Here is a 13,107-nt window from a genome sequence, read left to right on the forward strand (position 1 = left end):
CAAGCATATTCAGACGGCCTTGGATTGGATAGAAACGAGATTTTCAGTTTCCGCTGGAGAGTTTCATCACTACGACGCCGGAGATGATGAGAAATGCGCCGAGCCAGCGGCCGATATTGGCGGCATCGTTGAAAAATACAACTCCCACTAAAAATGCCCCTGCCGCGCCTATGCCTGTCCAGACGGCGTAGGCTGTACCCATCGGAATACTTTTTTGGGCAAGGTAAAGGAGGTATCCGCTACCGGCGATGCAGGCAAAAGCGGCGGCAAAGCCATGCCAGCGGTAGCCTTCCTGTTGTGCCAGCTTTAAGCCCAATGGCCAGCCGATTTCCAGCATACCGGCTAAGATTAAATAAAACCAACTCATAATATATCCTGATAGTGTGTTAAGGTTTCAGACGGCCTTGGAAAGATTGTTTTCTTCCGAGAGTTCAACGCGTTGTCCGATATCTTTTAAATTGGAGTATTGTTCGACCAAGCGCGGTACATCGTCCAAGCTCATTGCAAACATCCATAAATAAGTGCTGACGGAATAGATATGGCCGGCACTGCCATAGCCTTTAAGTGTCATGTGTATAAAGGCGAAGCCGAACAATATGCTCATCGCTATGCCGATACTGAGATAGCCTAAGGCTTCGCGGTTGGAAATCAGCACGCGTAGTTTGGCAACCCAGCCGTAGTGGCGGTAGAGCTGATGTTCGTTGCCGTCGCGGATAAAGTGATTGTCGCGTTCAAGCCGGTTGTTTAAACGGAAATATAGGTTTTCGCTGATGGCGGCAAAACGCGGCAGCAACCATAAAAACAGGGCAAGTATCGCGACAGCCAATACGCCCACCCAAAATTCCAATATCAGCAACATCATACATGCACCGAAGATGGAGACCAGCGAAGTAGCAGCGATGGGCAGGTGTTCTTCAAAAAAACTGACAAACTCACGCGATAGGGCAACGCGTGCGGTAATGGCGGAATGCGGTACTTCTCGCTTGCGCTGTTCCAATACAACGGGGACGGCGATTTCGGTATAGATTTGGGTAAATGTGCGCGTATCGGCTGCTCGGCGGGCGGCTCCGATTATCCACATTAATAAAACCACCACACCATACAACATTGCCTGCCAGACGTTGCCTTCCATAACGGCATTAATCGCCCAGCCGCCAAACACGGGATATACCAGCAAGAGCAGATTATCCAAGCCGACGAGAGAGAAGGTTGTGATGAGTTTGCGGCGGTGTGTTTGACCGATGTGTTTCAACATTTTCCACATGGTTGCCCTCCTTATTTAGTATTGAGGGTTTGCGCCATTAATTCGGCCAATGCGTCCAAATCGGCAAACAGTCGGACTGCACGTTTTTCACCGAAGGCGGTAAAAATTCGTTTGCTGAATTCCTGCATGTTTTGCACCAATGGTGCGGCGTATTCCTTGCCTTGCTCGGTCAGCGACAATAAACGTTCGCGTTTGTCTTGTTCGCTTTCGTGAAATGTCAGCAAGCCTTGTTCCGCCAGCGTTTTGCATGTGCCGGAAACGGTTTGCTTGGGCAGGCTCCATTCTTCGCCTATGTATTTTTGAGTGCGGCTGCCTTCGGTAGCCAAGGTGTAGAGAACGGCGAAGGTATTGTAGTTGGTGTTTTGCTATTTAATCCATTGGTCAAATGCGCTGTCTATATGGCTGATGCGCATACCGAGTTGGTCGAGCTGATTCATAAATTGGTCTCAATATTGACTAATTGGGTGCGAATTATAGTCATGTTTAGGACTAATTGCAAATAGAAGGCCGTCTGAAACAATCATTTTCAGACGGCCTTGAAACCGTTAAAATAATTAATGTAGAAACAATATATTCAAACTACGATAAACCTAATAAAACCATCTTCAACACATACGCCATGATTCATTTCTTATCTCAAAACATCTCCTCCAAACAAGCCACTGCCATCGGGTTGCTTGCCGTTGCTTTGTGGAGCTTCGTCATTTCTCTGATACGCTCTTTGAGCCTGCATATGGGGGCAGTGGGCGGCGCGGCAATGATGTACACCCTGTCCACTGTGTTGATTTGGCTGATTTTCGGTCGGCCACATCTGCGCAATTACAACCGCAGCTATCTGTTTTGGGCAAGCGTGTTTTTTGTCGGTTGCGAATTGTGTTTGTCGTTGTCGGTTGGTTTCGCGCAAAACGCAAGACAGGCGGTGGAAATCGGCATGGTCAATTATTTGTGGCCGACGTTTACCATCGTCGGAGCGGTATATTTCAACAAACAGCCGTCAAAATGGTGGATAGTCATCGGCTTTGTGCTGTCGTTTTTTGGGATTGCCACTGTACTGGGCGGCGATGTCGGCTTGTCGATTTCCGGCATTTACCACAATGTCCGCACCAATCCCGGCGGCTACATCATGGCATTTGCGGACGCAGTGTTTTGGGCGGCATATTGCACGCTGACGGCGCGCGTAAAGGCGGAAGGCAGCAGCGTCGGCTTCTTCTTTGCGCTGGTGTCGATATTGTTGTGGATTGAGTATTTTCTCAGTGGCGTGGATACGTTGAATTTTGACTCCGTATCGCTCAGCTATGCCGTTGCCGCCGCAGCTTGCATGGGTTTGGGCTATGCGGTGTGGAATATCGGTATTTCACGCGGCAATCTGACTGTATTGGCAGGCGCATCTTATTTTATTCCGGTGTTGTCTGCGGTGGTGTCATCGTTTGTGATTAGCGCGCCTTTGTCCATGACGTTTTGGCAGGGGGCGGGAGTGGTGTGCTTAGGATCGATTGTGTGTTGGTTGGCGACCCGGAGAAAACAGATGGTGTGAGGCAACATCCTATAGCTTTGCGATATAACGAAAACAGCTTTTTTAACAACCAAACATTCTTTCCCATTTTCAGACGGCCTGTTTAAAGTAGCAGTCAGTTTGAGAAATCACGAGAAATGGGAAAGAATCATGACCGCAGCTTCCGCTCCGCTTTTACGCTTCATTACCGCCGGTAGTGTCGATGACGGCAAATCCACCCTCATTGGCCGCCTGCTCTACGACAGCAAAACCTTACTGACTGACCAAATTGACAAGCTCAACCGTGCTGCCGAAAACGGCGAAACCCCCGATTTTGCCAGCCTGACAGACGGCCTTGCCGCTGAGCGCGAACAAGGTATCACCATTGACGTGGCCTACCGTTATTTCGCCACCCCCAAACGCAAATTCATCATTGCCGATACGCCGGGACATGAGCAATACACGCGTAATATGGTTACCGGCGCATCGACTGCCGATGCCGCCATTATTTTGGTTGATGCCACACGCGTTGATTTTTCAGGCGGCGAACCTGTCCTCCTGCCCCAAACCAAACGCCACAGCGCGATTCTGAAACTCTTGGGCTGCCCCAACATCATTGTCGCCGTCAACAAACTCGACCTGCTCGACTTTGACGAAGCCAAATATCAAGCCATTATCGAGGCCTACCGCAAACTGGCGGAACAAATCGGCCTCAAGGCACAAATCCACTTCCTGCCCATCAGCGCATTAAAAGGCGATAATATCGTCAATGCCAGCAGCCAAACTCCGTGGTATCAAGGTTTGCCGCTTTTGCCTTTGCTTGAAAGCCTGCCTGTCAACCGTCAAAATGCCGCTGACCAAGCTGCGCACTTTCCCGTACAACGCGTGGCACGCCAAGACGGCAGCAGTAGCGACGATTTCCGCGGTTATCAAGGCAGATTGGAAGCAGGCCGGCTGAAAGTAGGTGATGAAGTTAAAGTTTTGCCCAGCGGCCATGTTGCCAAAGTTGCTGAAATCTACAATGCCAACGGTAAAACAGAATCTGCCGAGGCAGGGGAAGTGTTGACTGTCGTTTTGGATACAGACATCGATATTTCACGCGGCAACAGCATTGTTTCAGCCGACAGCGCCATTGTTCCCGAACAACAATTTCAAGCCGCGCTTTGCTGGTTTGACGATATTCCGCTCAATCTGCGCCGCAAATATTTGCTGAAACACACTACCCAAACCACGCCCGTAAAAATCAGCGAAATTGCCTACGTTTGGGACGTGAACACCCCCAGCCGCGTCGAATCCGCCGAAACGCTCAAGCTCAACGACATCGGCAGCGTCAGTTTCAAAACCCAACAGCCTCTTGCCGCTGCCGCATACGAAGACAACCATGCTCAAGGCGCGTTTATTTTGATTGACGAAGCCACCAACCATACTGTTGCGGCTGGCATGATACGCAAAGTCAGCGAAACAAACAGTTTTGAAATTTAAAAGAAAGTTGCAATAAAAAAAGGCCGTCTGATGTTTCAGACGGCCTGTTATTTTATCCAAGGCGAAATGTTTATGCGCCGTAAACCGGATATTTATCGCACAAAGCAGTCACTTGTTCGCGGACTTTGGCGAGATTGGCTTCGTCTTCAGGGTTGGCCAATACGTCGGCAACCAAGTTTGCCAATACGCGCGCGTCGGCTTCGTTAAAGCCGCGTGTAGTCATGGCGGCGGAGCCGATGCGGATGCCGGAGGTAACGAATGGTTTTTCCGGATCATTCGGGATGGCATTTTTGTTGACGGTGATGTGAGCTTTGCCCAAAGCGGCTTCGGCGGCTTTGCCGGTGATTTTCATCGGTTGCAGGTCAACGAGGAAAACGTGGCTTTCAGTACGGCCGGAAACGATGCGCAAACCACGTTTAACCAACTCTTCCGCCATAGCGGCAGCATTGATTTTCACTTGTTTTGCGTATTGTTTGAACTCAGGTTGCAACGCTTCTTTAAACGCTACAGCTTTGGCGGCGATAACGTGCATCAACGGACCGCCTTGCAGGCTTGGGAAGATGGAAGAGTTCAGCGCTTTTTCGTGGGTATTGTCACGGCACAAGATTACACCGCCGCGAGGGCCGCGTAGGGTTTTGTGGGTGGTGGTGGTGACGAAATCGCAGAATGGCACTGGGTTAGGATATTCGCCGCCGGCAATCAGACCGGCATAGTGCGCCATGTCGACAAAGAGGTAGGCACCGACTTTATCGGCGATTTCGCGGAATTTTGCCCAGTCGATTTGCAACGCGTAGGCAGATGCACCGGCCACAATCATTTTGGGTTTGTGTTCAAGAGCCAAGCGTTCTACTTCGGCATAATCGAGAACTTCATTTTCATCCAAACCATATGTAATGGCGTTGTAGAGTTTGCCGGAGATGTTAACGCTTGCGCCGTGGGTCAAGTGGCCGCCATGTGCCAGAGACATGCCCAAAATGGTGTCGCCCGGTTTCAAAACAGAAGCGTATACAGCTTGGTTGGCTTGGGAGCCGGAGTGCGGTTGGACATTGACATATTCTGCGCCAAACAACTCTTTAGCGCGATCAATCGCCAATTGTTCGACAATATCAACGTATTCGCAGCCACCGTAGTAGCGTTTGCCAGGATAGCCTTCGGCGTATTTGTTGGTCAATTGCGAACCTTGGGCTTCCATAACGGCACAGCTGACGTAGTTTTCAGAGGCGATCAGCTCGACGTGGTCTTGCTGGCGCTTGTCTTCTTGGGCGATGGCTGCTGCCAAATCGGGGTCATATTGTGCGAGGGTAACGCTTTTTGAAAACATGTTCTCGATTCCTTTGTGATGGGCTGAAAATATAGGATGGAGTGCTGCGAATTGGTTCAAGATGAACTATTTTTCTTGCATTGTCAACAATTGTGTCGGGTGTTTGGTTTCAGACGGCCTGAGATTGAAGGGTTTATTTGAAAATATCATCTTGTTTTAAATGAAAATCCATTTTTTCCAAAAGCGCGGCCAAATCGGCTTCGGCTTGGGCGGCTTTAAGATTTTTTGCCAGTTCTACTAAGGCTACTGCATTTAATCGTTCTTTCTCCAGCCGTAGAGCTTCTTCGCTGAAGATTTTGATATTGTCTGCCGATTCGGCAGCATCTATTTTTTCAAATGGATAAAACGATTCTTCGTGTACGGCCAAACCATCGGGCAAGGGGGCGGCATGGTTGAAATCGGCATCATTGACCGGCATCCATGAAGGATGGTTTTCAAGCAGGATAAATTGTCCGTCCATGCCGTTGATATGACGGAATAGGGTGGTTCGGCCATTGTGTAAACGCATAAGCCCGATTGTATGCCCAAGTCGGCAAGCCGTCTATAAAGCCGTTTCTTTCTATTTTTGGCACTAACTTATGTTGATATTATTAATTTTGATGTAAAACAGTTTCGACTTAAAAAAGACTGGATAAAACGCCCGTGTTTGTTATAATGAAGCTAAAGATTGATTCGTCCTAGTTTTTGACAGCAGTACTTTTTTATTTAATTAACAAGAGAGGAAAACAAAATGTTTCCAGAATATCGCGATTTGATTTCTAAACTGAAACAAGAAGATGCACACTTTGCCCGTTTGTTTGACGAGCACAATGAGCTGGACGATAAAATCACCGGTTTGGTTAACAACCCTGTTACCAGCGGTGCCGAAGAGATTGAAGAGCTGAAAAAAGCCAAACTCAAACTCAAAGACGAATTGTATGCTCTTCTGCAAAAAGTAGCAGGCAAATAATTAAAAATTGAATAAGGCCGTCTGAACGGTATGATAGAAATCTTGGATTTCGTTTCATGCCGGTTCAGACGGCCTTTTTAGTTGTTTGGTATTTGTTATTTTTATTAGCACAATTTAACTTTTAATTGTAAATCACTCTTAATTGCGTTGAAAACTCTGTTAAGGTTATTTAAAATCTCGAATAATTTTTATTTTGATTTTAAACAAACAAAACCAAGAGAAACAATGCAATGAAAACATTCACACTCGCTATTTTGCCTTTGGCGTTAATTAGTGCATTCTCACACGCAGCTGAAGAGAAAGCAGTTGAGCAGGCTGAAGTCGATACCGTTTACGTTACTGCCGAGAAGCAGTTGCAACAGTCGCTCGGTGTATCGCGTATTTCTAAAGACGACATCGACAAACGCCCTGCAGCCAATGATATTTCCGAATTTGTCCGCACTATGCCAGGCGTTAACCTGACCGGCAATACGGCGACGGGTCAGCGTGGCAACAAACGCCAAATCGACTTGCGCGGTATGGGCCCTGAAAATACATTGATTTTGATTGACGGCAAGCCGGTTAATTCGCGCCAATCCGAGCGTATTAGTATGCGTGGTGAACGCAATACGCGTGGCGACAGTAACTGGGTGCCGGTTGAAGAAATCGAATCGATTACTGTTTTGCGCGGTCCGGCGGCGACCCGTTACGGCTCTGGCGCGATGGGTGGCGTGGTCAATATTGTTACCAAAAAAGTGTCTAAAGAATTTAAAGGCCAAGTCAATCTGTATGCCAATCAGCCGCAAGACAGCAATGAGGGCGCAACCCGCCGTATCGGCTTTAATTTGAGCGGCCCGATTATCCAAGATACTTTGGGCTTCCGCGTTTACGGCAATTTGAATAAAACGGATACAGATGCTGCCGATATTAATGCCGGACACGGCAATGACAGCGCGGCCGGTGTCGAAGGCGTACGCAATAAAGACATTGCAGGCCGTCTGCAATGGAAAATCAGCCCAGCGCAAACGCTGATTTTGGACAGCAGTTACAGCCGTCAGGGCAATATCTACAACGGCGATACGCAAAACAGCAATCCGCGTTCTGCTTTGGTTAATTCTTTGGCCGACAGCAAAGCCGAAACTGCCCGCTTATACCGTTCCGCTTATTCTTTAACCCATGACGGCGCATGGGAATGGGGCGATACTAAAAACGTGATCAGTTATGAGCGCACAATCAACAGCCACTTGCCTGAAGGTTTGGCCGGTGGTCCGGAAGGCAGCTATACAGGCTTGGATTTTGTTCAAAGCCGTCTGAAAAACCTGCGCTTCAGCAGCGAAGCGAATATTCCGTTCAAACTTGGTGTCGATAACGTGTTGACGGTTGGTGCAGAATTTACTGACAGCAAATTGGACGATCCTGCCTCCAATACTCAGGGATTTAAAGACCAAGGCAAAACCGATGCGTTTAACGGCATCTCCGCAACGCGCGGTGGTAAGGCATCTCAACGCAACTGGGCGGCATACGTTGAAGACAATATTTCATTGACCGACAAAACCCATCTGATTCCGGCTATCCGTTTCGACCACAACAGCGACAGCGGCAGCAACTGGAGTCCGGCTTTGAACTTCTCACATCAAATCGGCGAAAACTGGTTGGTCAAAGGCGGTGTTGCCCGTGCGTACAAAGCGCCAAATTTGTATCAAACCAATCCTGACTTTATCCTGTACACACGCGGTCAGGGCTGTCCGCTCAATGCGCCGAACAGTGTCCGCTGCTACTACATGGGCAATGGCAATTTGAAACCTGAAACCAGCATCAATAAAGAGATTGGCCTTGAGTTCAACAAAAACGGCTGGCAGGCTTCCGCGACTTATTTCCATAATGCGTACCGCAATAAAATCGTGATCGGCGACCAGCTTATTGCCACCAGCAATATCGGCAACTGGCTCCTGCAATGGGAAAATACGCCGAAAGCGACGATTTCGGGTATCGAAGGCAACTTGGTGATTCCGTTGCATGACACACTCAAGTGGAGCAACAATTTCACTTACATGCACAAATCCGAAGATTATCAAGGCAATCCATTGTCTTTAGTGCCGAAACACACCATCAACAGCACACTGTCTTGGACGCCGAACGAACGCTTCGATGCCAATCTGACCTTTACCCACTACGGCCGCACCAAGCCGCGCAGCGTGGCAGTCAACCGTTTGGAGCAAAACGGCAATCCGCGTGCAGGCGTAGCGGCGTTGTCTTCCGAACACAGCCAAACCCAAGTCGGCTCTTACGGCATTTGGGGCATCAATGCAGGCTATAACTGGAACAAACGCGTGGCCGTCCGTGGCGGTATCAGCAATCTGTTTGACAAAAAACTGTACCGCACAACTGCCGGCGCACAAACTTACAACGAGCATGGCCGTGCCTTCTACGGCAGTTTGAAAGTATCGTTTTAAGTAGAAGCGTATTAAATCAGGCCGTCTGAAACGGTGTGAAATGAAATCTAGGATTTCTGACACATGGTTTCAGACGGCCTTTTTGATTTTAAATTTAGAATTATTTGTTGTTACGGAATTTGCTTCACTTTTTTAGAAAAGTAAAAAGGCGGCATTTGCCACCCTATGAATCTAAAAGATTTATTCGACCCAAGTCACCATTTCTTCAATCGGTTTGCGTGATTTTTTGGTGATTTCTTTGGCACGATAGCCGAATGTTGCCGCTACGGATACGCCCCATTCATTGGCATCAAACAGGCCTTCTGCCGCCAATACTTCGTTCATTTTATCGTAGTTGAAGCCTTCGATTGGGCAGGAATCGATGCCGATGGCCGCTGCGCCTGTGAGCATATTGGCTAAAGCAATATAGGTCTGTTTGCCGCTCCAGTCGAAGAGTGCGCGTTGGTCGTCGGCAATTTTAATGTCGGTTTCTTGGAAACTTTTGTATCTTGCCAACGCTTTTTCCAGTTGCTCTCCTTGCAGGCCCCTGCGTTCGGCAACGCTGCGGAAGAACGGGGTGTCGTAACGGGCATTTTTCTTGGCAAGGATAATCACCAGATGGCTGCAGTCGTCCAGTTGGGATTGCATCCCCCAGCTGAAAGGCTTGATTTTCTCACGCAGGGCTTTGTTTTGAATCACCAAGAATTTCCATGGTTCGGAGCCGACAGAGCTGGGCGAGAGGCGGGCAAATTCTAAAATCGCTGCAAAATCTTCTTGGCTGATTTTTTTGTTGGGATCGTAATAACGGGTGGAGCAGCGATTTTCGAATACTTGCAGCATTTGTTCGCGTGTAATTTGATTCATCTGGTTTTCCTAATAAATGAAGATGTTATTCCAATATCCGGTTCCTTTTGAGGCATCATTACCGGCATAACCTTAAGGAAGAAACAGGCTGGGGCAACACCATGTTAAATCAAACCTAACGGCTAGGCTATCTTTTAATTCTGAATTTCGCAAAAAAATTCGATAAAAATCAATATAAATACGAAAAGGCCGTCTGAAACTTTAAACGTTTAAAGTTTCAGACGGCCTTTGATTTCAAATCTTAATTACAGATGAGGATTAATCAGGTTTTCCGGGGAGAGGATGCGGTTGAGCTCTTCTTCGCTCAACAGACCGTGCTCCAGTACGACTTCGCGCACGCCTTTGCCGGTTTGGGCGCAGATTTTGCCGACCAAGTCGCCATTGCGGTGGCCGATGTATGGGTTCAGATAAGTGACCAAACCGATGGAGTTGAAGACGTAGTGTTCGCAGATTTCGCGGTTGACCGTAATGCCTTTGACGCATTTGTCGGACAGGTTGACCGCGGCGTTGCCTAAGAGGGAAATGGTTTCAAACATACATTGGGCGATGACCGGCTCCATAACGTTCAGCTGCAACTGACCTGCTTCGGCTGCAAAAGTGATGGTCGTGTCGTTGCCGATGACTTTGAAGCAGACTTGGTTGACGACTTCGGGAATCACGGGATTGACTTTGGCAGGCATGATGGAAGAACCGGCTTGCAATTCAGGCAGATTGATTTCTTTCAAACCGGCGCGCGGACCAGAAGAGAGCAGGCGCAAGTCGTTACAGATTTTGGACAGTTTGACGGCTGTGCGTTTCAATGCGCCGTGTACCATCACATATGCGCCGCAGTCGGAGGTCGCTTCGATCAGGTTTTCAGTCAGTTTGCAAGGCAGGCCGCTGACTTCGGAGAGTTTCTCAACAACCAAAGCCGCATAGCCTTTAGGCGTATTCACGCCGGTACCGATGGCGGTGGCGCCGAGGTTGACTTCAAGCAGCAGGGAGCGGGTACGGTCGAGGTTGAGGATTTCTTCTTCCAGCAACACTTGGAAAGATTGGAACTCTTGTCCGGCAGTCATCGGCACGGCATCTTGAAGCTGGGTGCGGCCCATTTTCAAAACATCTTTAAATTCTTCGGCTTTGGCGGCAAAGGCGTTTTTCAGGATAGCCAGTTTGTCGAGCAATTCGCCGATACTGTAATACACGGCAAGGCGGAAGCCGGTAGGGTAGGCGTCGTTGGTGGATTGGCTAGCGTTGACATGGTCCATCGGATTGACGATGTCGTAGTGGCCTTTTTCGTGACCCAAGACTTCCAATGCGAGGTTGGCAATGACTTCGTTGGTATTCATGTTGACCGAAGTACCGGCGCCGCCTTGATAAACATCGGACGGGAATTGGTCGAGGCAGCGGCCTTTGACCAATACTTCATCGCAGGCTTTTTCGATGGCGGCCGCGATTTCTGGCTTGATGGCACCCAATGCGCCGTTGGCTTGCGCGGTGGCTTTTTTAACCATGACCATGCTGCGGACAAATTGCGGTACGTCGGAAATTTTTTGCGTGGAAATTTTAAAGTTTTCAATGGCGCGCAAAGTATGGATGCCCCAATAAACATCGGCGGGGATTTCGCGGTCGCCCAATAAATCGTGTTCGATTCGTACAGTCATTTCTCTTACCTTCTCGTATAGTTGTGTTGGTGTGCATTATGCGTTTGGAACATTAGCCCAGTTCGGCAAGATTGTCCAGTCTATAAGGCTTAATCGTCAGGATGAAGGCGCGCTGCTTCACGCTCTTTTGCGGCTGTCTCTTTATCTTTCAGCTTCGCACCCAAGCCCAACATTTTTTCATATTCGGATTGCGGCGTGCCATCCTCTTCCATGCCGAATGCGCTGGCATTGACCCAAAGGGAAAGCAGGGAAACGATGAAGGCGAAAAAACCAACGATATACCAAAACATTTTTTTCTTCCTTGTGTGTCTGCGGGGGCAGATTGTTGTGGTTTGTAAAGATGTGAATGTAGCACAAACGCGGTTGGGTTTAAATTCTTCTCCCGCATCCTTTCATTGATTTACCTGTAATTGTTTAGAAAGGAAAAGGCCGTCTGAAAAGTAAGACTTTTCAGACGGCCTCGGAGGCTTTGTCGGGAAGATTTAGCCGCCGCACGCGCCGCAGCAACCGCCTTCGCCATGACCGCCGCGTTTTTCTTCGTTGTTGATAACGGGCAGCTCGGTTTCTTCGGTTTGCTCTTTTTTATCTTCAGGCAAATCGTTTACTTTGATTTTGTTTTCTTCGGACATGATACATCCTTTCAATGGATTGAGGAGTGGAAAGATTCATAAAGATAGCATCTTTAAGCCAATAAACCAAGCAGCACAAAACTGCCTTGTGATAATGCCATGACTTGGAACAATAAATTTGCTTATAAAAGCTTTAAGGCCGTCTGAAAAAATCCAAAGAGGAGTGTTGGTTTTTATGGTTTGAAATGGCAGTAGAAAGATTTAAGAATGCTTGATTTGAAGGGATAAACTGACATGGATTTCAAAAAACAATACAATGTTATCATCATCTGGAAACAGCCAATTTATCGGAGCATATATGTATTCATACCACAGCGAACGCCATTTCAGCGACCGCAACAACTGGCTTCGGGCAAGCGTATTGGGTGCCAATGACGGCCTGATTTCCACTGCCTCGCTGTTGACAGGCGTAGCCGCTGCCGCGCCAGATTTCCAAACCCTGCTGTTGACGGGCGTTTCGGCGCTTATCGGGGGCGCAGTGTCAATGGCTGCAGGGGAGTACGTTTCCGTGTCCAGCCAATCGGATACGGAAAAAGCCGATTTACACAAAGAATGCTACGAATTGGCAAATAATCCTGACGCAGAGTTGGAAGAGCTGACGGAAATTTACCGCCGCCGCGGTTTGTCCGACCCGCTCGCCGCAGAGGTGGCCAAAGCCTTGATGGAACACGATGCGCTCGCAGCCCACGCGCGTGACGAAATCGGCATTACCGAAACCTCTGCCGCCCAACCCATGCAGGCCGCGCTGGCTTCTGCCGCTTCATTTTGTGCCGGCGCGATTTTGCCTTTACTGGTCGCATTGACAGCTTCTAGTGCCATTGTTCCGGCCTTGGTAGTTTCCACTTTGTGCGGACTGGCCGGACTGGGCTATGTTTCCGCCAAACTCGGCGGCGCGCCTGTCATTCCCGCCGTTTTGCGCGTGTGCCTATGGGGCGTTGCGGCATTGGTGATAACCGGATTTATTGGAAAACTGGCAGGCGTGGCCGTCTGATTGTAAGGCCTTATATTCTTTTAAACCTGTATCCAGTAAAATTGAAAATCTATTTGATCGC

13 protein-coding genes and 1 pseudogene are annotated in these 13,107 nt (G+C 48.6%); 5 read left to right on the forward strand and 9 right to left on the reverse strand.

What is annotated here, in order from left to right; genetic code table 11:
* Positions 1-43 precede the first annotated feature (43 nt).
* The 3 genes and pseudogenes from ACTHR7_RS01730 to ACTHR7_RS01740 all read right to left on the reverse strand — a co-directional run bounded on the left by ACTHR7_RS01730 (position 44) and on the right by ACTHR7_RS01740 (position 1,701).
* Positions 44-367 carry a DMT family transporter gene (locus tag ACTHR7_RS01730; RefSeq protein ID WP_070646415.1) on the reverse strand — a complete coding sequence of 108 codons (324 nt, stop codon included), beginning with the start codon at positions 365-367 and terminating at the stop codon, positions 44-46.
* A 27-nt stretch (positions 368-394) separates the two neighbouring features.
* The gene (locus tag ACTHR7_RS01735; protein ID WP_285071087.1) at positions 395-1,264 is read right to left on the reverse strand and encodes an ABC transporter six-transmembrane domain-containing protein; all 870 of its coding nucleotides are present in this window, start codon (positions 1,262-1,264) and stop codon (positions 395-397) included.
* An 11-nt stretch (positions 1,265-1,275) separates the two neighbouring features.
* A pseudogene (locus tag ACTHR7_RS01740) lies at positions 1,276-1,701 on the reverse strand (MarR family winged helix-turn-helix transcriptional regulator).
* A gap of 182 nt (positions 1,702-1,883) precedes the next feature.
* On the opposite strand from ACTHR7_RS01740, the gene yddG reads away from it, so the two are divergent.
* On the forward strand, positions 1,884-2,798 hold the full coding sequence (yddG, locus tag ACTHR7_RS01745) for an aromatic amino acid DMT transporter YddG (RefSeq protein ID WP_440370217.1): 915 nt from the start codon (positions 1,884-1,886) through the stop codon (positions 2,796-2,798).
* A 129-nt stretch (positions 2,799-2,927) separates the two neighbouring features.
* Complete coding sequence (locus tag ACTHR7_RS01750; protein ID WP_440370218.1) at positions 2,928-4,238, forward strand: sulfate adenylyltransferase subunit 1; 1,311 nt, start codon at positions 2,928-2,930, stop codon at positions 4,236-4,238.
* Between the two features lie 70 nt (positions 4,239-4,308).
* On the opposite strand, the gene glyA is transcribed toward ACTHR7_RS01750, so the two are convergent.
* Both glyA and ACTHR7_RS01760 read right to left on the reverse strand, forming a co-directional pair.
* On the reverse strand, positions 4,309-5,559 hold the full coding sequence (gene glyA / locus ACTHR7_RS01755) for a serine hydroxymethyltransferase (RefSeq protein ID WP_049332446.1): 1,251 nt from the start codon (positions 5,557-5,559) through the stop codon (positions 4,309-4,311).
* 133 nt (positions 5,560-5,692) lie between these two features.
* On the reverse strand, positions 5,693-6,067 hold the full coding sequence (locus ACTHR7_RS01760) for a hypothetical protein (RefSeq protein ID WP_107768971.1): 375 nt from the start codon (positions 6,065-6,067) through the stop codon (positions 5,693-5,695).
* 222 nt (positions 6,068-6,289) lie between these two features.
* Between ACTHR7_RS01760 and ACTHR7_RS01765 the strand changes: the two genes are divergently transcribed.
* Together ACTHR7_RS01765 and ACTHR7_RS01770 are read left to right on the forward strand one after the other, a co-directional pair.
* Positions 6,290-6,508 (forward strand): YdcH family protein, encoded by a 219-nt coding sequence (locus tag ACTHR7_RS01765; protein WP_440370219.1) that lies wholly within the window; start codon positions 6,290-6,292, stop codon positions 6,506-6,508.
* Between the two features lie 230 nt (positions 6,509-6,738).
* On the forward strand, positions 6,739-8,940 hold the full coding sequence (locus ACTHR7_RS01770) for a FepA family TonB-dependent siderophore receptor (protein ID WP_070646140.1): 2,202 nt from the start codon (positions 6,739-6,741) through the stop codon (positions 8,938-8,940).
* 180 nt (positions 8,941-9,120) lie between these two features.
* On the opposite strand, the gene ACTHR7_RS01775 is transcribed toward ACTHR7_RS01770, so the two are convergent.
* The 4 genes from ACTHR7_RS01775 to ACTHR7_RS01790 form a co-directional block, all read right to left on the reverse strand.
* Positions 9,121-9,783 carry an NAD(P)H-dependent oxidoreductase gene (locus ACTHR7_RS01775; RefSeq protein ID WP_070646137.1) on the reverse strand — a complete coding sequence of 221 codons (663 nt, stop codon included), beginning with the start codon at positions 9,781-9,783 and terminating at the stop codon, positions 9,121-9,123.
* A gap of 245 nt (positions 9,784-10,028) precedes the next feature.
* A complete protein-coding gene (gene aspA, locus ACTHR7_RS01780) occupies positions 10,029-11,426 on the reverse strand; it encodes an aspartate ammonia-lyase (protein WP_440370220.1) in 1,398 nt (465 codons plus the stop codon).
* 89 nt (positions 11,427-11,515) lie between these two features.
* Positions 11,516-11,716: a hypothetical protein gene (locus ACTHR7_RS01785; protein ID WP_107867224.1), complete on the reverse strand. Its 201-nt coding sequence runs from the start codon at positions 11,714-11,716 to the stop codon at positions 11,516-11,518.
* Between the two features lie 192 nt (positions 11,717-11,908).
* Positions 11,909-12,055, reverse strand: coding sequence for a hypothetical protein (locus tag ACTHR7_RS01790; RefSeq protein ID WP_164836719.1), 147 nt, complete (start codon positions 12,053-12,055; stop codon positions 11,909-11,911).
* Between the two features lie 298 nt (positions 12,056-12,353).
* On the opposite strand from ACTHR7_RS01790, the gene ACTHR7_RS01795 reads away from it, so the two are divergent.
* The gene (locus ACTHR7_RS01795) at positions 12,354-13,046 is read left to right on the forward strand and encodes a VIT1/CCC1 transporter family protein (RefSeq protein WP_293207060.1); all 693 of its coding nucleotides are present in this window, start codon (positions 12,354-12,356) and stop codon (positions 13,044-13,046) included.
* Positions 13,047-13,107 lie beyond the last annotated feature (61 nt).

Origin of the sequence: Neisseria sp. P0007.S010, assembly GCF_051962875.1 — a bacterium.
In the GTDB taxonomy this organism is placed as follows: Bacteria; Pseudomonadota; Gammaproteobacteria; order Burkholderiales; family Neisseriaceae; genus Neisseria; species Neisseria subflava_A.